Origin of the sequence: Mesorhizobium sp. M1227 (assembly GCF_040318315.1) — a bacterium.
GTDB lineage: Bacteria > Pseudomonadota > Alphaproteobacteria > Rhizobiales > Rhizobiaceae > Mesorhizobium.
The window spans coordinates 68,311-85,741 of record NZ_JAMYLZ010000015.1 but is presented as its reverse complement, the minus strand read 5'-3'; the positions used below and the strand labels follow the sequence as shown (position 1 = coordinate 85,741).

At 61.7% G+C, this 17,431-nt stretch carries 17 protein-coding genes and 3 pseudogenes; 9 read left to right on the top strand and 11 right to left on the bottom strand.

The window, feature by feature from the left end; translation table 11 throughout:
• Window positions 1–2: 2 nt before the first annotated feature.
• The 5 genes from NKH28_RS18825 to NKH28_RS18805 all read left to right on the top strand — a co-directional run bounded on the left by NKH28_RS18825 (window position 3) and on the right by NKH28_RS18805 (window position 4,143).
• Complete coding sequence (locus NKH28_RS18825; protein ID WP_352503545.1) at window positions 3–1,142, top strand: amino acid ABC transporter permease; 1,140 nt, start codon at window positions 3–5, stop codon at window positions 1,140–1,142.
• A 63-nt stretch (window positions 1,143–1,205) separates the two neighbouring features.
• A complete protein-coding gene (locus NKH28_RS18820; protein WP_502906638.1) occupies window positions 1,206–1,934 on the top strand; it encodes an amino acid ABC transporter ATP-binding protein in 729 nt (242 codons plus the stop codon).
• Between the two features lie 30 nt (window positions 1,935–1,964).
• Window positions 1,965–3,227: a MalY/PatB family protein gene (locus tag NKH28_RS18815; RefSeq protein WP_352980010.1), complete on the top strand. Its 1,263-nt coding sequence runs from the start codon at window positions 1,965–1,967 to the stop codon at window positions 3,225–3,227.
• Window positions 3,228–3,361: 134 nt separating this feature from the next.
• Complete coding sequence (locus NKH28_RS18810; protein ID WP_352980008.1) at window positions 3,362–3,598, top strand: aspartate/glutamate racemase family protein; 237 nt, start codon at window positions 3,362–3,364, stop codon at window positions 3,596–3,598.
• A gap of 236 nt (window positions 3,599–3,834) precedes the next feature.
• On the top strand, window positions 3,835–4,143 hold the full coding sequence (locus NKH28_RS18805; RefSeq protein WP_502906637.1) for a 3-methyl-2-oxobutanoate hydroxymethyltransferase: 309 nt from the start codon (window positions 3,835–3,837) through the stop codon (window positions 4,141–4,143).
• Window positions 4,144–4,281: 138 nt separating this feature from the next.
• Here NKH28_RS18805 and NKH28_RS18800 read toward each other — a convergent pair whose 3' ends face one another.
• Window positions 4,282–4,704, bottom strand: a complete 423-nt coding sequence (locus NKH28_RS18800; protein ID WP_352980033.1) for a RidA family protein — start codon at window positions 4,702–4,704, stop codon at window positions 4,282–4,284.
• Window positions 4,705–4,763: 59 nt separating this feature from the next.
• Window positions 4,764–5,611 (bottom strand): annotated as a pseudogene (locus NKH28_RS18795) (SDR family oxidoreductase).
• A 97-nt stretch (window positions 5,612–5,708) separates the two neighbouring features.
• Between NKH28_RS18795 and NKH28_RS18790 the strand changes: the two are divergent.
• Window positions 5,709–6,611, top strand: a complete 903-nt coding sequence (locus tag NKH28_RS18790) for a LysR family transcriptional regulator (RefSeq protein ID WP_352980006.1) — start codon at window positions 5,709–5,711, stop codon at window positions 6,609–6,611.
• A gap of 459 nt (window positions 6,612–7,070) precedes the next feature.
• Here the strand turns inward: NKH28_RS18790 and NKH28_RS18785 are convergent, their stop codons facing one another.
• From NKH28_RS18785 to NKH28_RS18775, 3 genes are read right to left on the bottom strand one after another with little or no spacing between them, the layout of a single operon-like run.
• On the bottom strand, window positions 7,071–7,943 hold the full coding sequence (locus NKH28_RS18785) for a carbohydrate ABC transporter permease (RefSeq protein ID WP_352503540.1): 873 nt from the start codon (window positions 7,941–7,943) through the stop codon (window positions 7,071–7,073).
• The gene (locus NKH28_RS18780; protein WP_352923501.1) at window positions 7,940–8,830 is read right to left on the bottom strand and encodes a carbohydrate ABC transporter permease; all 891 of its coding nucleotides are present in this window, start codon (window positions 8,828–8,830) and stop codon (window positions 7,940–7,942) included. Before NKH28_RS18780 ends, NKH28_RS18785 begins: the two co-directional genes overlap by 4 nt.
• A gap of 43 nt (window positions 8,831–8,873) precedes the next feature.
• Window positions 8,874–10,166 (bottom strand): ABC transporter substrate-binding protein, encoded by a 1,293-nt coding sequence (locus NKH28_RS18775; RefSeq protein ID WP_352980004.1) that lies wholly within the window; start codon window positions 10,164–10,166, stop codon window positions 8,874–8,876.
• A 485-nt stretch (window positions 10,167–10,651) separates the two neighbouring features.
• Here NKH28_RS18775 and NKH28_RS18770 point away from each other — a divergent pair, with 485 nt between their 5' ends.
• Genes NKH28_RS18770 through NKH28_RS18760 form a run of 3 tightly spaced genes read left to right on the top strand, consistent with a single transcriptional unit; the run spans window position 10,652 to window position 13,123 of the window.
• Window positions 10,652–11,527, top strand: coding sequence for an ROK family protein (locus NKH28_RS18770; protein WP_352980002.1), 876 nt, complete (start codon window positions 10,652–10,654; stop codon window positions 11,525–11,527).
• Window positions 11,524–12,294 (top strand): GntR family transcriptional regulator, encoded by a 771-nt coding sequence (locus NKH28_RS18765; RefSeq protein ID WP_352475026.1) that lies wholly within the window; start codon window positions 11,524–11,526, stop codon window positions 12,292–12,294. Before NKH28_RS18770 ends, NKH28_RS18765 begins: the two co-directional genes overlap by 4 nt.
• 37 nt (window positions 12,295–12,331) lie before the next feature.
• Entirely contained in the window at window positions 12,332–13,123 is a 792-nt protein-coding gene (locus NKH28_RS18760; protein WP_023722251.1) for a sugar isomerase domain-containing protein, read from the top strand.
• A 40-nt stretch (window positions 13,124–13,163) separates the two neighbouring features.
• Here the strand turns inward: NKH28_RS18760 and NKH28_RS18755 are convergent.
• The 6 genes and pseudogenes from NKH28_RS18755 to NKH28_RS18730 all read right to left on the bottom strand — a co-directional run.
• Window positions 13,164–13,577, bottom strand: a pseudogene (locus NKH28_RS18755) (transposase); the annotation flags it as partial.
• Window positions 13,550–13,684 (bottom strand): hypothetical protein, encoded by a 135-nt coding sequence (locus NKH28_RS18750; RefSeq protein ID WP_352980035.1) that lies wholly within the window; start codon window positions 13,682–13,684, stop codon window positions 13,550–13,552. The pseudogene NKH28_RS18755 and the gene NKH28_RS18750, both read right to left, overlap by 28 nt.
• A gap of 29 nt (window positions 13,685–13,713) precedes the next feature.
• Window positions 13,714–13,806, bottom strand: a pseudogene (locus NKH28_RS34485) (transposase); the annotation flags it as partial.
• Between the two features lie 157 nt (window positions 13,807–13,963).
• Window positions 13,964–14,392 (bottom strand): type II toxin-antitoxin system VapC family toxin, encoded by a 429-nt coding sequence (locus tag NKH28_RS18740; RefSeq protein ID WP_352979998.1) that lies wholly within the window; start codon window positions 14,390–14,392, stop codon window positions 13,964–13,966.
• Window positions 14,392–14,637 (bottom strand): type II toxin-antitoxin system VapB family antitoxin, encoded by a 246-nt coding sequence (locus NKH28_RS18735; RefSeq protein WP_023678723.1) that lies wholly within the window; start codon window positions 14,635–14,637, stop codon window positions 14,392–14,394. Before NKH28_RS18735 ends, NKH28_RS18740 begins: the two co-directional genes overlap by 1 nt.
• Window positions 14,638–15,385: 748 nt before the next feature.
• Entirely contained in the window at window positions 15,386–17,431 is a 2,046-nt protein-coding gene (locus NKH28_RS18730) for a CHASE2 domain-containing protein (RefSeq protein ID WP_352979996.1), read from the bottom strand.

Here is a 17,431-nt window from a genome sequence, read left to right as displayed (position 1 = left end):
GCATGAGCGATCAGTCCATGCATTCGCCAGTTGTCAGCAGCGCGCTCATACCAGCGATGGCGCCCCCCGCTGACGTTTGGCCGGGTCCAGTGACCTGGATGAAAAAAAATCTGTTTTCGACGCCGTCTTCAGGCGCGCTGACAATATGCTTTCTCCTCTTCGCCGTGTGGCTGCTGCGTCACTTTCTGAGCTTTGCGATCTTCGACGCGGTCTGGAGCGGCGGTCGCGAGGCTTGCCGCACGAACAGCCAAGGAGCTTGCTGGCCTTTCATTGCCGAGAAGTTCGATTACCTGCGATACGGCGCGTACCCGGCTTCCGAGCGGTGGCGCGTTGATCTCGCACAGGCTATCGGCGCCATCCTCATCGTTTGGCTCCTGTGGACGAAGGCTCCGCGGCGCAAAGTGGCGGCGTTGCTATTCTTCCTTGTCTACCCCGTTGCCGCGTTCGTTCTCGTGCGCGGGGTCGCCTGGCTCCATTTGTCTGTCATCGATACGACGCTCTGGGGCGGTCTCCTGATCACGTTGCTGATGTCGATTGTGGGCATCGTCGTCTCGCTTCCGATCGGGGTTATCCTGGCGCTTGGACGCAGGTCCGAACTCCCTTTCGTCAAGGCGGTTTGCGTCACATTCATCGAAGTCGTCCGGGGGGTGCCGTTTATCACGGTATTGTTCATGGCGAACTTCATGATGCCGCTCTTCGTCCCGGACTATCTGACGCCTGATCGTCTCCTGCGCCCGCTCATGGCGATAGCGCTGTTCTCGTCCGCCTATATGGCCGAAGTTGTGAGGGCCGGCCTTCAGGCGATCCCGAAGGGCCAATACGAGGCGGCGAAGGCGCTTGGGATCAGCTACTTCGACATAATGCGCCTGATCGTCCTCCCCCAGGCGTTGACGATCGTCATACCGAGCATCGTCTCCACCTTCATCGGTCTGTTCAAAGACACGACTCTGGTCGCCATCGTCGGCATCGCGGATTTCCTGAAAGCCATCGAAACGGCGCGCGTCGATCCGAACTGGGCAGGCCCGACGATCTCATCAACCGGCTACCTCTTTGCGGGACTGGTCTACTGGGGCTTTTGCTTCGGCATGTCCCGTTACTCGCAATCGATGGAGCGCCAATTGGCGCGCGGCCACAAATCTTAGGACGCGACGATGATGCCACAAGCAATGTACGCATCGACGAAGGGACAGCCCTTCAACAAGGCGATGGCCATTGAACTGCGTGACGTCAACAAATGGTTCGCCTCATACCATGCGCTCAGGAACATCAACCTGTCGGTGCCACAGGGGCAGCGCATTGTGATCTGCGGCCCCTCGGGGTCGGGCAAATCGACGATGATCCGGTGCGTCAACCATCTCGAGAAGCATCAGTCGGGCGAGATCATCGTCGACGGCAAAGCGGTAACCGAGGATCTGCGCAAGATCGATGAAGTCCGCAGCAATGTCGGGATGGTTTTCCAGCACTTCAATCTGTTTCCCCACCTCACGGTGCTTGAGAATTGCACGCTTGCGCCTGTTTGGGTGAGGAAGATGCCGCGGACGGCAGCTGAGGAATTGGCGCGCCATTATCTGGAGCGCGTCAGAATTGCGGAAAAGGCGGACAGCTACCCGGGTCAGCTGTCGGGTGGCCAGCAGCAACGTGCTGCAATTGCCCGGGCTCTCTGCATGAACCCGAAGATCATGCTCTTCGACGAGCCAACCTCTGCCCTCGATCCGGAGATGGTCAAGGAGGTGCTCGACACGATGGTGTCGCTCGCCGGTGAAGGTATGACGATGCTGTGCGTGACGCATGAAATGGGCTTCGCGCGGGAGGTGGCTGATCGCGTGGTGTTCATGGACCGCGGGGAGATCGTCGAGATCAACACGCCCCATCAGTTCTTCACCAACTCCCGGTCGGAACGAGCGCGGCAGTTTCTGGCGCAAATCCTCAAATAGGGAAGTCCGCAGACGCAAAGGCCCGTAACCGTGGCAGTAGATTTTCCAGGTGAGTATCAAATGGCTTGTGCAGACACGCCCGCATCGGCGGTTGGGCAACAAAATATTGTGGGAATAGATTTCGACCAAATCCACGACCGCCAGCAATTCGGATCCGTCAAATGGGCCAACCAGTGGGACGAGTTCTCTCCTCAGGTGCAAGGCCAGGACCTGCTCTCCCTATGGACAGCGGATATGGATTTCCGTGCTCCGGAAACCGTCATCGCGCGGCTGCGCGAGGCCGCGGACCATGGCATTTACGGCTACACACGCCGCGATCCGCGCCACTATGAGATCGTGCAATCGTGGTTCACACGCCGGCACAACTGGTCGCCGATGCTGGAGACCCTGCTCCCCGCGCCGGCGATCATGCCGTCGGTCGCTGCGATACTGCGAACCTTCACGAAGCCTGGTGACGGCGTCATCGTTCAGTCACCCGTGTACTCGCCCTATTTCGAAGTGGTTCAGGGAAATGGCCGGATTCTGCTCACGAACCGGCTGAGGCTGCAAAACAACAGGTATGAACTCGATCTGGAAGACTTCGAGAAACTGGCGGCCGGCGGCGCCAAGGTGTTCCTGCTGTGCAATCCTCACAATCCTGCCGGAATGGCCTGGACACTCGAAGAACTGACAGCGCTGAACGACATTTGTGAGCGCCATGGGATTTTGGTCATATCCGACGACATTCACTGCGACATAAGGTTGTCGGACCACCCGCACATCATCTTCTCCTCCATCTCGGACGATGCCGCGGAGAAGTCGTTCATCTGCACCGCTCCGACGAAGACTTTCAACCTCGCCGGGGTGCCTTCGGCAACCATTGCGGTGGCGAGCAAAAAGCGCCGCGAGCAGCTTCTTGCCGCGATGCAGGCCTCATTCATGGTAAATGCAAACTTTTTCGGCCGCCTGGCCCTGGAGGTTGCCTACAGCACCGGCGCGCCCTGGCTCGATCAACTCACACCCTACATCGCCAGCAACATTGATCTGGTTTGTGACTTCGCCGGCGAATACCTTCCAGGCATTACGCCCATGCGGCCCGACGCATCGTTTCTGGTGTGGTTGGACGCGTGCGCGCTCGATCGTAGAGTGGGTGGAATTCAGAAGTTCTTTGTCGATCAGGCCGGCGTCAATCTGTATGACGGCCGCGTCTATGGGCCTGGCGGCGAAGGTTTCATCCGCCTGAATGTCGGCTGCCCGCGTCCCCTGCTGCGCCGAGGGCTGGAGCGGATGTCCAGCGCGCTGGCATCCTTGTGACTGAGCGGAACCAAGCCAGGATGCCCGGAATGCGAATTGCCATCATCAATCCCAACACGACCGCTTCGATGACCAGCGGGATCGTCGCAGCCGCCATGGCGGTGACAGGCCCAGGGACGAGATAGTGGGCGTGCATGCCAACGGCTGGGCCTGAAGCGATCGAAGGGCCATTTGACGGTGCACTCTCCGTAGCGGGCCTGCTCAAGCAGGTGGTCGCGGCGGAAATGGACAATGTCGACGCCCATATCATTGCCTGCTTAGACGATACGGGTGTCGACGCGGCAAGCGCCATCGCTACCAAGCCCGTCATCGGTATAGGCAAGGCTTCGCTTCATCCGTCAGCCTTGTCGCTCACAGCTTCTGTGTCGTGACCACTCTGTCGCGTTCCGCGCGACTGATTGAAGACAACATTCGCCGTTACGGGTTCTCCCGTCGCTTCTGGCGCGTGCTTGCCTCCGACATCCCGGTCCTCGAGTTGGAGAGATCTGAAAGTGGTGCCTCCGAACGAATTTCGGAGCTCATACGCGAAGGTGGAGGCATAGGCTGCTTTGGCGCCGAGCTGGAGGTGGTCTCCGACCGGTCGCCGAACTGATCGCCCGGAATACAGATGATCATGAGCGCCGGCCCAAATGCCGACGCGCAGTATTTGTTCAGCGAGGACATGCTTGGCCACACCGCTGGCCACAGGCCGCGCCACGCCAAGACCTACCGCAACTTCGCCGCCGAATATGAGCGGCTGCAAGGCGAGCGTATTGCCGCCTATCGCGAGCTCGTATCCGACGTGCAGGCGGGCGCTTACCCGAGCCGCAGCACGTGGTCCCGATCACAGATGAAGAGTTCTCGACCTTCAGCACCTCTCTCGAACTATAAAGCCAAGATACACAACAGGCTGCGAGATTCCCTTGCGGTACGCTGACCGAACGAACCTAATCTGTTTGGTCAGTTCACGACCTCGGTTCTCGCAGGTGGAGGTCAGCTATCTCCGCTCCGGACACAAGAGCTGACAGGCTGCCTTCGGCCCCAAATAGCCAATACAGAACTGCAGGGCGAGCGATCAGCGCTTGTCCGCCGGCTGGCTGCTCGTCGTCGAAGGGATGCGGGCGATGACCTTGATCTCGAAATCGAAGTCCGCAAGCCAATTGACGCCCACTGCGGTCCAGTTCGGGTAGGGAGGTGCACCGATTTCTTCCGCTCGGACGGCCAGAACTGTCTCGATCTGTTCGTCCGGGTTGGTGTGGAACGTTGTGACGTCGACGACGTCGTCGAAGCTGCACCCGGCGGCCGCCAAGACCGCGCGCAGATTGGCGAAGGCCCGTCGAACCTGATCCTCGAATACGGGCTCGGGCGAGCCGTCCTCACGGCTCCCGACCTGACCCGACACGAAGAGAAGATCGCCGGACCGAATGGCTGCGGAATAGCGGTGGATATCGTATAACGCGTGCCGGTTGGCCGGGTAGACGGCGTCACGTGTAGGCATCTCAAGTTCCTTTCTGTCTTGATAAGAGGTGGGCACGAGCAGCGGGCCGGAGCCGGGGGTCACAGCCGCGCCAACTCCTCGTCTGTGAAATCCGCCGCAACCGCGATGTCATTCTGCCGGTCGAGCTCCTCGATGCGTCCGCCGAGTGCCTTGCGGATGCCGGCATAGGCCTCGGCACCGAGCACCAGCCGTTTCGGGAGCGGAGCATCCTGATCGGCAAGCCTGATCATTGCGTCCGTCATGCGGTCGGGGTCGCCCTTGATTACCCAAGACCCATGGAGCGCCTCGCGGACCTGATCGGCGGGGGTTCCCTCATAGGCCGCAAGCGGCTTGGTCCGCGCGAGATTGCCGCCGAACCCGGTCCGCGCCGGCCCGGGTTCCACAAGGCTGAATTCGATGCCGAAGGGAGCAGCCTCCTGCGCCACGGATTCGACGAACCCCTCGATACCCCACTTGGTCGCGTGATAGAGGCTGAAAGCCGGATAGGCGATCTGGCCTCCCTCGCTCGATACCTGTAGAATCCGACCACCACCCTGGCTGCGCAGATGCGGCAACGCCGCCTGGATGAGCGTGATCGAGCCGATGAGATTGGTGTCGATGATGTCCGAACCTGCACATCGCCAGCCTCTTCAGCCGCGCCGAGCAGGCCATAGCCAGCATTGCTGACGACGATGTCGATCCGAGCGGATGCCGCGAAGGCCCGGTCGACCGCGGCGCGGACCGAGCTCTGGTCCTTGAGGTCCATTGCGACGATGCGGAGCCGTTCGGGGTAACTTGCACGCAGGTCGGGAAGTGCGTCCTCGCTGCGACTGGCACCGACGACGCGGTCTCCCCTGATCAGGGTCTTCTCCGCCAGCAGCCGGCCTAGACCAGAAGACACACCCGTTATGAGCCAGGCCTTTTCCATTTCTCATTTCTCCAATTGATCCAGGCAGGAGATAGGGCAATCGCATTGCGCGCATTAGCCGTTGAAATCGGCACGGGACAATGCAAAATCCCCATCAATGCCCCGCCCGTCGCTCAACGATCTCACCGCCTTCGTCGCCGTTGCCACATACCGTAGCTTCCGCCGCGCAGCGGACGAGATCGGCACGGCACCTTCCACATTGAGCCATGCGATGCGTGCGCTCGAGGAACGCATGGGCGTGCGACTTCTGAACCGCACCACACGCAGCGTCTCGCCGACAGAAGCCGGGTTCCGGTTGCTCGACCGTCTTCAGCCGGCGCTCGCCTCGCTGGACGAGGCGCTCGACAGCGTCGCGGGGTTCCGGGGCAATGTCGCAGGAACGGTCCGCATCAACGCACCGCGATTGGTGGCCGGGCTTCTCGTTCGCGCGGTTCTTCCGCAGATGGCGGAGCGCCATCCGGACGTGACCGTGGACATCGTCGTCGAGGGACGGCTCATCGATATCGTGTCCAGCGGGTTCGATGCCGGCGCGCGCCTCATCACATCAATTCCCAAAGACATGATCGCCGTGCCGTTTGCACGCGCGTTGACGTTCATCTGTATCGGGTCACCCGCCTATCTCGATCGCTTCGGGGAGCCGGGAACGCCCGAGGAATTGCAACGCCACCATTGCATCGGCCACCGTATGCCCAGCGGCAAGCTCTATCGATGGGAGTTCGAACGCGCAGGCCAGGAACTGGTGATCGGGGCAAACGGCCCCATCGTCCTTGATGACGAGGAACTGATGGTCGAAGCCGCAATAGAGGGTCTGGGCATCGCCTATGTGGCGGATTGGGCCGCCGAAGCCGCGTTGTCCGATGGCCGGCTACGCAAGGTCCTGACCGCGTGGACGCCAGCACCGGAAGAAGTTGCGGTCTACTACCCCGGACATCGAGCCGTGCCGCCCGCCCTGCGGGCTTTTCTCGATGTTGTAAAGGACCTGCGGAAGAAAGAACCCTAACCAGATCAACGAAGCCGACGCCCTCGCGCGGAATAGCCGCAGCGGGGCGAAGCGAACAGCTGAAGATCGCGGTCCTGCTCTGACCCAGCTCGCGTCGCATGAGTTCGAGCAACTATTCGAGCGAGAGCTTCTCGCGGGGGCGCAAATTCCTCGATCGGGGCTAGTTTCCCGAGATGAGGCAGGTCACCGTTAAACGCAGGGTCCAATCACTACCTTCCCGTGACCTTCCGAACGTCTGCAAACGAGCAGGGCCGCGCCGCTTTTCTGGGAGCTGTGAAAACGGCCTGGGGCGGGTACCAAGCGTGCGATTCACTAGTTGCAGCTAACGTGGTGGAGGCATTCGCGGCCAGTTGTACTGATGAACTGATGGCTCTCAGAACGCGGTCATCTGCTTAGCTCCGTTCAGCGCACCAGCGCGTCCCGATGACAGCCAGACGGATGCCGGCAGTGCCGCCCACGCTATCCCTTGACCGCCGGGCCGACGATCGAATCCACAAAGAAGCGCTGCAGGAAGACGAAGAGCACCAGTGGCGGGAGCACGGCAAGCGTCGCGCCAGCCATCACCAGTCCCGTGTTGAGAGCGCCTCTGTTGTAGCTGAGCAGGCGACTAAGGCTGATGACGATCGGATATTCGTGTGCATTGCCCTGTAGAACGGTCAGCGGCCAGAGATAGCTATTCCAGTGATAGACGAAGGCAAACAGCGCCAGTGCCGCGATTGCCGGCGCCACGCTCGGCGCGACGATCTTGAACAGGATCAGGAGTTCCGACGCCCCATCCATCCGCGCTGCGTCGATCAGATCGTCGGGCACGCCGGCTATAAACTGGCGCATCAGGAAAATGCCAAACGCATTGGCGAGATTGGGCACGATAATACCGGCAAGGCTGGCGTTCAGGCCGATTGATCCGACGAGACGGTAAAGCGGGATCAGCGTGACGATCGGCGGCAGGAACATGGTGGCGATCAGCACCGAAAACAGCAGTGAGCGGCCGGGAAAGTGATGCTTGGCGAAGGCGTAACCAGCCATCATGCTGGTGACCAGAATGCCGGCGGTGGTGATCGTGGCGATCACGAGCGAATTCCACATCGAGCGACCGACATTGATGACGCCGGACACTTTCTCGTACGCTTCGAGGGTCGGCGTGCGCGGTATCCACACCGGCGGCACCTGCATGGTTTCGGCCGGCGTTTTCAGGCTGGAGAGCACCATCCACAACAGCGGGAAGGCGGAGGCCACGGCAACCAGCAGCATCAGCGTGGCGAGCAGTGCTCTGCGGCCCGCCAGGCGTTTGCGCGCCAACCGGCTCGATGCTGAGCGGCCCGGCGCGCTCATTCGTCATCCTTCCGGTTGGCGAATGCAAACAGCGCACACACAATGACGATCAGCGACAGCATCAGCATCACTGCCATGGCCGAGCCCAGCCCGCCTTGTGCCCGCTCGATGCCGACTCGGCGGATATGGTAGGTCAGCACGTTGGTCGAGCCGACCGGCCCGCCTTGGGTGATCAGCGCCACCGGCTCGAACACTTGCACGGCGTTGATGATGGCAATGACGGCGCTGAACAAGAGCGTGCGGCTCAATAGCGGCAAGGTGATGAAGCGGAACTGTTCGCGCCGGTTGGCGCCGTCAAGCGTCGCCGCCTCGTAAAGACTGCCTGGGATCTGGGTCAGCCCGGCAACGGCCAGCACCGTAAAATAGCCGATCTGCTGCCAGACATTGAGGACGACGATCGAGATCAACGCCGATCTTGGCGAGGACAACCAGAGTTGCGGGCCGATGCCGGCGAGACCGAGCACCTGGTTGAGCGGCCCCTCGCTCGGCGAATAGAGCTTCGACCAGACCAGCGTCACGGCGATCATCGGCACCATGTAGGTGGAAAACAACACGGTCCGCAGCGCCGTACCGCCTTCGACATCGCGCTGGTGGACCATCAAGCCGAACACTACCGAAAGGGGCAGGATGAGCATCACCGACAATGCCGTGTAGATGGCGGTGTTGAGCAGCGCTCGCTTGAAATCCCGCCCGACCGAGGTCGGCCCGAATATTTCGCGAAAATTGTCGAAGCCGATGAAGCTCGCATTGGAAAAAGGCGTCTGCGTCGACCAGTCCTGGAATGACAGCCAGATGGTGAGCAGCATCGGCAGCAGGATGAAAACGCCAATCAGTGTCACGGCGGGCGCCAGCATGATGCCCACCGAGGCACGATAGCTCTTGATCATCGCTCTGCTTCCAAAGCGTCGGGCTCTCGAAACAGCGCCTTCGCTATTTGGCGGCACGCTCCAGGATCGAGACGGCATCGGCCTGCGCGTTCGCCTGCGCATCCTTGGCCGAGAGCTGCCCATACTGCAACGCCTCGAGCGTCTGCTGCAGCGATTCGCTGAACTCCTGGCCGCCCGGGACGACAGGGAAGGGCTTGGCGTCAGCAAGCACGCTGACATAGCCGGACAGGAACTCGGAACCGAGCTTGTCCTTATGGGCTTCGATGTCGGAGGTCCGCGTCGGCAGGATGCCCATCGACATCAGAATATCCGACATTGCCGATGCGCCGTTCTTGCCGGACTTCGGACTGTTCAGCCATACCAGGAAATCCCATGCCGCTTTTTGCTCGGCCTGACCGGCATTGGCGTTGACGACGGTCATCCATGAATAGGAGATCGAGTGCGGCTTGTCGCCGCTCGGACCGACCGGGATGGGTGCGGTGGCGATATTGGAGAACTTGTCGCCCATGCCGCTCTTCAATGCGCTTTCCCACCAGTTGGCCATGATGATCATGCCGGTCTTGCCGGAGACGAAATTGTCTAGGAAGGGGCCGGTTGTGTTGGCGTCGGCCGTGGCCATCGCCGGATCGCTGGCGCCGGACTTGATCAGGTCCTCGTAAAGCTGGAAAGTCTCACCGGCTTGAGGACTGTCGAGCATCGGTTTGCCGTCCTTGACCAGCTCGCCGCCATTGGAGACCAGCAGCGAGGCGAAGGGATGGACGACGCCCGCCGCCCAGGAATTGATCATGCCGAAGCCTTGCTGGCCGGCATCTTTCCTGGTCAGCTTCTGCGCCGCATCCTTCAATTCGGACCAGGTCTTCGGCGCGGCTGTGATGCCTGCCCGTTTGAACATCTCCTTGTTGTAGTTCAGCGCGTAGACGTCGATCTCGTTTGGAATGCCGTAAAGCGTGGCGCCAACAGAGGCCGCACTGACGACACCGGCCGGCCACGCACTCTTGACCTCGCCGGCAATCGCATCGGGGGCCGGCGCGACCAGCTTGTCTCGCGCCAGCTCGGGCAGCCACAAATCATAGATGCCGCCGATCGTCGGCCCGTCCGAGCTGCCGCCCTGGGAACGCAGCGTCGTCAGGAGATCGCCGAAGGGGACGGCGCGCACGGTGACGGTCACATCGGGATTGCTCTTGGCGTAGTCCTTGGCCGCGGCGTCCAGCAAAGCGACCGTTTCGGGCGACCAGTGGGTCAGATAGGAGATGTTGACCGATTGGGCCCAACCAATGGTGGGCGAGGCCAACAACCCTGCAGCAAGTGCCAGTTTCAAAATCCAAGCCAAAGACATCCGACCCTCCGCATAGCCACACAGCGATGTCCATGACGTTATGACAACCAGAAGCAACGATGCAAGCGCTATCTTCGTGGAGAGCTCCTGCCGGCGTTGCGGCGTTTTCTTACTCCGATTTTGTGAAGGGAGATCACAGATAATAAACAGGAGTTTAAGTGCGATGGCTCGAGCTGTTTCTCACTGCTGGCTATCCCCCAAAACTTCTTGCGATCGAAGTCATGTCGTTATAATGACACTGAGCTGCTTTTCGTTGCCGCGGCGGAGACAGGCAGCCTCTCGGCTGCCGGGCGCCGCTTGCAAAGGATGCCGATGTCGAATGGGAGACGAAGCATGGTTCATCGACACGCTGCGCTCAGCCCGATCGGCTTTGGCGCCGCGTGCACCGGAGTCTGTACCGCACTGCCGACCAGAGCCGACGACGCCGTGGCGTCGTGGACCTGGCGCTCCGAGGACCGGGCGGCAGCCAGTCGGAGTCGCTCTCGATGACACGCGTTCTGGCCATCGATCTTGGCGGCACCAACTTGCGCGCCGCTATCCATACCGGCGATGTTCGCTGGCTGGAGATGCTCAGCCGCGAGCCCGCACCAGCAAGTCTTGATGCCTTCGTCGCCCGCGTCGGTGCGTTGCGCGCCGAGGCCGGTCCGGTCGAGGCACTTGGCTTAGCGGTGCCGGGGCTTGTCGAGGGCTCGGTCTGCCGCTGGATTCCGAACCTGCCCTATCTCGACGGCATCGACATCGCGGCCTTGTTTCCTCGTCTGCGCGTTGCCGTTGGCAATGACGCGCAGGTCGCCATGCTGGCCGAAGCGGTCGAAGGTGCCGCAAAAGACCTGTCCGATGCCATCCTGCTGGCGATCGGCACCGGTATCGGCTCCGCCGTTCTGGCCAATAACCACATCGTCGCCGGCGTACGTGGCGGCGCTTGCTCATTCGGCTGGGCCTGCGCCGACATCGAGGATGAAGGCGACGACCGCAGCGGCTGGCTGGAGCGCTTCGCTTCCGGGCGGGCATTCGACGCCGCGGCGCGCCAGATCGGGCTTGCCAATGGCGGCAGGCTGGTCGAGGCGGCCCGGGGTGGCAAGACGGCCGCCCTTGACGCATTGGAGCTGCCGGCGCGCCGGCTGGGTACTGCCTTGGCGGGTGCGGTCGCGCTGCTTGACACCCAGGCGGTGCTGATTTCCGGCGGGCTTGCCGATGCGCTGGACGTCGTTGGACCGAGGCTGCTTGCGGCATTGCGGCGTCAGCTGCCGCCGCATCTGCGCGATGTCGTGCTGCGGTCCGGCGAATTTGGCTCCCGCGCCGGTCTCGTCGGCGCCTCGCTGGCCGGTCTCGCCGGAGCACAGTGGAGGCAGATAAGATGAGCCAAGTTAGCTTCCAGCTGCCCGACCGCCGAAGGCCCGAGCCGCTCTGGTATCAGGTGGAAGAGGCCATCCGCGCCGTCGTGAAAAGTGGCGAGTGGGCGACCGGCCACCAGATTCCGGCCGAAGACAGACTGTGCGCCCTATTCGGGGTGAGCCGCATCACGCTGCGCCACGCGCTGCGTAATCTTGAGGAGCACGGACTGCTCAGGCGCGAACATGGCCGTGGCACCTTCGTGCGCTCCACCACGCTGGTCGCCGGCACCCGCGAACTCACCAGCTTCACGCAGGAAATGGGCAATATGGGCGTGGTCGCCGGCTCGCGATTGCTCGACTGCAGCCTGACCACCGCCAATGCCGCCGTGGCCGGAGCGCTGGAGATCGAGGAGGGCGATCCGGTGGTGCGCATCCGGCGGCTCAGGCTCGGCAACAACGAACCGATCGGTATTCAGACTGCGCAACTCTCGGCCGCGCGCGTGCCGGGCTTTCTCGATGCCGGCCTGTTGCAGGGCTCGCTCTACGAAGCGTTGGAACGCCATTACGGCATCGTGCCGGTAGCGGCGCGCGAAAACTACCGTGTTGGCGCGGTCGGGACGGCAGATGCCGAGTTGCTCGATCTGCCTGCGGGGAGCCCCGCTTTCGTGGTCGAGCGCATCACCACCGACGAGCGTGGGCCGTTCGAATTCACCGTCTCGGTCATGCGGGGCGACCGCTACGAAATCCGCTCGACGCTGCGTGCCGGTCGCGCCGCGCCAACCGCAAGAAGCTGAGCCATTACCGAAGCCGACACATAACAGGAGTACCGACGTGTCCGATCTCTACATACCTCGCCTTGCCGCCCTCATCGAACAGGCCTCGAAAGCCAATGCCGAAGCCTTTGGCGAAGCGGCCAGCCGCTTTGCCGACACGCTCGAGAGCGGGGGGTTGGTTCATCTTTACGGCTCGGGCCACTCGGTGTTGCCGGTCCAGGAAGTGTTTCCGCGCTACGGCAGCTATGTCGGCTTCAATCCGCTGACCGACCCGCGTGTCATGTGGCATAACGTGCTCGGCGCCGGCGGCGTGCGCGAACTTCTGTGGCTGGAGCGGACCGAGAAATACGCCGAGAAATTCCTCGACCACCAGCCGCTGAACAAAGGCGATTCGATCATCATCTTTGGCCACAGCGGCCGCAATTCGTCCGGCATCGACACCGCGCTCTATGCGAAAAAACGCGGCATCTTCGTCGTTGCGATAACCAGCAAGAACAATCTCGACAAGCCGGCGACGCACTCTTCCGGCAAACGGCTTGCCGATGCCGCCGACCTTGTCATCGACACCTGCTCGCCGATCGAGGATGCCATCGTGCCGGTCGAGGGCTGGAGCCGGCCGGTCTCCGGTTCGTCGACCGTGCTTGCCATGATCCTGGCGCATGAGCTGATCGCCCGCACCGCCGAGGCGCTTTCGAAACGTGGCATCGAACTGCCGGTTTTTGCCTCGCCGACAATTGCCGGCGTCACACTGCACGACACCGACGTCATCTATGGCGTCTATCGCGAGAAAATGCTCGAGGCACAGAAGAAGCACCTGCCGACCTTCCAGGCGACGATGCGCGGTGAATGACAACCGGGGAGGGCACGCAAAACGCTAGGACGTAGACTCATCACCGCGTAGCCCAGATGCGAGTTGAGACGAGTTTCAGGGCAGCAAGGTAGTTTTCTGCCAGCTTGTCATCTCGAGTTGCGATGCGACGGAACTGCTTGGCCTTGTGAAGAAGCGTTCGACGAAGTTGCGGGCCTTGTAGAGGAGGGGGCTGAAGCACATCGGGTCCTTGCGGTGGCCTTGGGCGGCATGTTGGCCATGCCTTTTGCTCGGTGACGGCATTGCGCAAGGTGCTGGCATCATAGCCGTTGTCGGCGAGCAGCATGGCACCCTCGGGCAAATCCTTGATCAAGTCCGCTGCGTAGGCGATGTCACTCATTTGACCTGCCGTGAGCGTCAGCTTGATCGGCCTGCCTTCGGCGTCGACAAGAGCATGGATTTTGGTCGTCAGCCCGCATCGGCAACGACCGAGACAATGATCTCGATTCCGCTTTTTGCCATCGCACCCTGCTGATGGACGCGAACAATGGAGGTGTCGATCATCTGCACCGTTGCATCATGGGCTTTGGTGATGCCATGCATGAGGCGGTCCCACACACCTGCTTTCCGCCATCGAACGAATTGTAGCAGGTGGTGCGTGGGCCGTAGCGCTCGGGCAGATCGCGCCATGGCGCACCCGATCGCAGCACCCAGAAGATGCCGTCTGCCCGCTGTGCCTGGACGGTGATCGTGCCGAAGAAAACCAGTGCTCCAGCGAACGTTCCTCGTAATATTGCGTTTAACCATGAAAGACGACGATTGGCCCAAAGCATGCAAAAGGGCCCATCGGCTCTCGCGCCGCGATGCAAGGCCAGGAAAGCCCTACGCGAGATCAGTTTGTGAAAAGTCATTGCCCTTGTAAAGCAGGGCGAGCCGGTGAGCCTTCGCGCAAGCGTAGGCAAAACAATTGCCGAAATTGAGATCGGCTTTGTGCCCGACTGCTTTGCCGTATTTCATGCTGGCTTCGATCGCCCGGTCGCCGATATCGCCGGATATCATGATTTCCTTGCCGGCGATCTCGATCAAAAAGACGTCGACGGTATCACGGGCTTGCGCCAGCATGTCGGCCGTGGGCTTGGCGTTCTTTTTGATGGCTTCGGCCGACGCTCGCGCGAGACCCTGGACTGCCTCGAACCGCACGAGCGGGGAGATATACAGCGGCTTGGTCGCGGCCGCGAGCCGCTTTTCCAGTTCTTCCGCGCCAGGTTCCTCGTTCAGGATGGCAACGATCACCGAGGCATCGACGAACATCAGTCGTCGCTCCACATTTGGTCGGTGAATTTCTTCATATCGAAATCAGGGTTGGCCGGCCCGATCCGCCGCGCCATTTCCTTGACTTTGGCAAGTCTCTCGCGCAGCGGGACGCTGCCGCGGTTGCGCTCGATCTCGTGGCGCAAGGCGGTTCTGACGGCCTCGGTCTTGCTGCGCGCGTTGGTAATGTGCTGCAGCTCGACGGCCATGGCGTCGACGTCGGGATCGCGAATGAAGAGCGGCATTTTGTATATCCTCATGAGTGATATATGTATATCATAGCGGAGATATACTCGCCAGCGAATTCGCGAGCGGCCTTTTGATAAGGAGGAGAGGGAGGAATGAGCTCGCGAAATTCCGTCGGGAGGTTCGGTTCTGGTGCTCAGTCCTTGGAATTGCTCGGCGTCTGAAACACGTCGCTCCGGCCATGTCACTGTCAATGCCCACATGCCCAAGGCGTATCGACGCTACGTGCGCCGACGCATGCGCATCCCAACATCCGCGGCGACCGATTGATGTCGATAGACCGCCCACGCGCCCGATGAGGCCAGCGCCAGCTGCATCGATTGCGTCAGGTTCATAGGGCCGTAATCCCGGCCCAAGTGAACTCTCTCGTTAGGGCAGCTCGGGGAGTGCTACGGCTGGATGCTCTTGGAAACATCTCGAGCGCATGATCCGGCGGCGAGGATAAACAATCTGAACCACGCGCTGCCTCCACATGATGGCGCGGCGAACTCAACGAAGCCGTGCTGCCATTCGTGGTGAACTGGATAACACGGCCTATCTTCTCGCTCGAAAATTCGGCGGCCTCGACAATCATTGCCGGAGTTACCTCGACGGATCCCTTCGCCGTCTATACGCGTCTCATCGGCTCTCGCGCTGATCCGGATTGACAGCCACCCGCAATTAAAGGGCCGTTTGATGACACCTTGGCCTCCCCAGCAGTATTAGTTCACAAAGCAGGTCGGCACCCCTGCGATCCGCTGGATCCGGTCAGCGTGTGCTTCGGGTTCGGGGTGCAAGATCAGGCGGTGCCATTTGCACGGATGGCGGCGAACCAACCACCACGGCAGGGGCGCCAGATTGCCCACCACGTTGGCTCTCTTCTTCGCGGCTCATACTTTGGTGAGCAGCTTGCATCTCCGGAACGGTGAAAACCGGCACCTCGCCCTTGAAACCCTGGAGGTCAAAGGCGCCCGCCTGGACGACTGGCATCGATGCTCCTGCCGCAAAGCCGGGACCAAGCACCAGCGGGATGCCCAGCTTCTTGGTCGTCGACTCGAGCCGTGCCGTGCGGTTCACCGGAGAGCCGATCGCGGTGTAATCGAAACGCCGTTCGGAGCCGAAATTGCCTACCGAGCAAATGCCCGTCTCGATGGCGACGCCGATTGCAATGGAGGGGTGGCCGTCCGCGCTGAAGGCGGCGTCTTCACGCTTCACCCGTTCGATCAGGGCAAGGCCCGCGTCGAGCGCGCGCTCGCGATGGTCCGGCTGATCAAGCGGCGCGTTCCAGAAAGCGAGCACCGCATCGCCCATGAACTTGTCGATGGTGCCGTCGCGCTTGAGGATCTCATCGGTCGCAATGCCAAGGAAGTGGTTGACCACCTTTGCGATTTCCTGGGTATCGAGTTGTTCGCTCATCGTCGTGAAGCCGCGTATGTCGCTGAGCAGGATCGTGATCTCGCGCTTCTCGCCGGACAGGATCGCTTCGGTGTCTGAGCTTGCGAGGCGCTGCACCACGGAAGGCGACAGATACTGGGAGAACTGCCGTGCCAGGGTGGACCGGCGCTGCTCGCTGCGCCTGTAGAGAACATAGCCTTCGAAGCCGGCTACCAGGATCGTGGCAAGCGCCGGCTGCAGCGGGTCATAGAGTGCACCCTGCAGGCTGTATTCGAAAGCGCCGAACACGAACGGCGTGACAGCAAGCAGCACGAGAGCCAGGGCACCAAGCACGACACGCCCGGCGAGCACTCCGGAAAGTCCGATAAAAATGACGGCACTGAGGACAAACCAGAGCCGCTCCACCGTGCGCGCATGCGGCGGCTCTGTTAGGTACTGCCCGGCAAGCAGCTGGGCGATTGCATCGGCGTGGATGTCCGCGCCTGGTCGCGCTGGACGTGTCGGGGTGGGCAGGTACTGCGTCAGTCCCACGGCCGACAGATCGACAATGGCGATGGCGTCCCGCAGCCGCGGATCACTGCCGCCCGAAAGGATAGTGCTGGCAGATATACGCGGCGTATCGGTGGCGGTTTCCCAGAGGCGGATGCTCCCCTCCGGCTCGAGCGGCACGATGGCGCCGGCCATCCTGAGTGCGTCGAACCCGGCGGCCTTCATCCGGGCTATGTAGCCGTCCTGCCCGGCGTAAAGGCGCAGAAGCTCGAGCGCGAAGGACGGCCACAGCTGCACGCCTTGAGCGGTATTGCGAAGCCACAGCAGCGGCACATGGCGCAGTACGCCGTCGGGATCGGGCAAGGTGCGAATTACGCCGAGGCCCGCGGCGGCGTTCGAGAATTCGCCAAGCGAGCCGGTCAGGCCGGCGAAGCCGGGAAGTGTGTCGGGTACCTGTCCGACGATCGACCAGCCGGCTTTGGGCCCTGCTTCTGAAACCGTCGCCTCGTTGCCCAGGCTGACAGCAAGCGCCGTTCGATTTTTGGCCAGTGCCGCTGCCAGGCGCTTGTCTCCGGCGATGCCCTCAGGCGAGGTGTCGGCCTCGGGCAGCACCAGCGCAAGCCCGATGACCGCGGCGCCGGATTTGGTGATGCCATCGACCAGATCGGCCAAGAGGCCTCGGTTCCAGGGCCATCGCCCATGTGCCTTGAGGCTGGCGTCGTCTATCGAGACGATCACGACAGGATTGCTCGTCGCCTGGCGCGGAGCGAGAAACTGGTAGAAGTCGTACGTGCGTTCGCGCAGGCGCGACAACGGCCCGTCAAAAGCCAAATGGCAAGCGAGCAGCAGGAGCACGACCACAAGGCCGGATACTTTGCGCCTGCCAGCTTGCCGCCAATCAGCCCAGCGCCAACCGACCAAGAGGCTCAT

Excerpts from the sequence above, each read along its gene's own strand:
- NKH28_RS18825 (WP_352503545.1), top strand. The coding sequence starts at position 3 with ATGAGCGATCAGTCCATGCATTCGCCAGTTGTCAGCAGCGCGCTCATA.
- NKH28_RS18735 (WP_023678723.1), bottom strand. The coding sequence starts at position 14,637 with ATGCCGCTCTTCATTCGCGATCCCGACGTCGACGCCATGGCCGTCGAG.
- NKH28_RS18790 (WP_352980006.1), top strand. The coding sequence starts at position 5,709 with ATGCCCCGCCCGTCGCTCAACGATCTCACCGCCTTCGTCGCCGTTGCC.
- NKH28_RS18820 (WP_502906638.1), top strand. The coding sequence starts at position 1,206 with ATGGCCATTGAACTGCGTGACGTCAACAAATGGTTCGCCTCATACCAT.
- NKH28_RS18750 (WP_352980035.1), bottom strand. The coding sequence starts at position 13,684 with ATGCATGGCATCACCAAAGCCCATGATGCAACGGTGCAGATGATCGAC.
- NKH28_RS18770 (WP_352980002.1), top strand. The coding sequence starts at position 10,652 with ATGACACGCGTTCTGGCCATCGATCTTGGCGGCACCAACTTGCGCGCC.
- NKH28_RS18780 (WP_352923501.1), bottom strand. The coding sequence starts at position 8,830 with ATGATCAAGAGCTATCGTGCCTCGGTGGGCATCATGCTGGCGCCCGCC.
- NKH28_RS18730 (WP_352979996.1), bottom strand. The coding sequence starts at position 17,431 with ATGAGCCTCTTGGTCGGTTGGCGCTGGGCTGATTGGCGGCAAGCTGGC.
- NKH28_RS18785 (WP_352503540.1), bottom strand. The coding sequence starts at position 7,943 with ATGAGCGCGCCGGGCCGCTCAGCATCGAGCCGGTTGGCGCGCAAACGC.
- NKH28_RS18740 (WP_352979998.1), bottom strand. The coding sequence starts at position 14,392 with ATGTTCGTCGATGCCTCGGTGATCGTTGCCATCCTGAACGAGGAACCT.
- NKH28_RS18765 (WP_352475026.1), top strand. The coding sequence starts at position 11,524 with ATGAGCCAAGTTAGCTTCCAGCTGCCCGACCGCCGAAGGCCCGAGCCG.
- NKH28_RS18805 (WP_502906637.1), top strand. The coding sequence starts at position 3,835 with ATGATCATGAGCGCCGGCCCAAATGCCGACGCGCAGTATTTGTTCAGC.
- NKH28_RS18800 (WP_352980033.1), bottom strand. The coding sequence starts at position 4,704 with ATGCCTACACGTGACGCCGTCTACCCGGCCAACCGGCACGCGTTATAC.
- NKH28_RS18810 (WP_352980008.1), top strand. The coding sequence starts at position 3,362 with ATGCCAACGGCTGGGCCTGAAGCGATCGAAGGGCCATTTGACGGTGCA.
- NKH28_RS18775 (WP_352980004.1), bottom strand. The coding sequence starts at position 10,166 with ATGTCTTTGGCTTGGATTTTGAAACTGGCACTTGCTGCAGGGTTGTTG.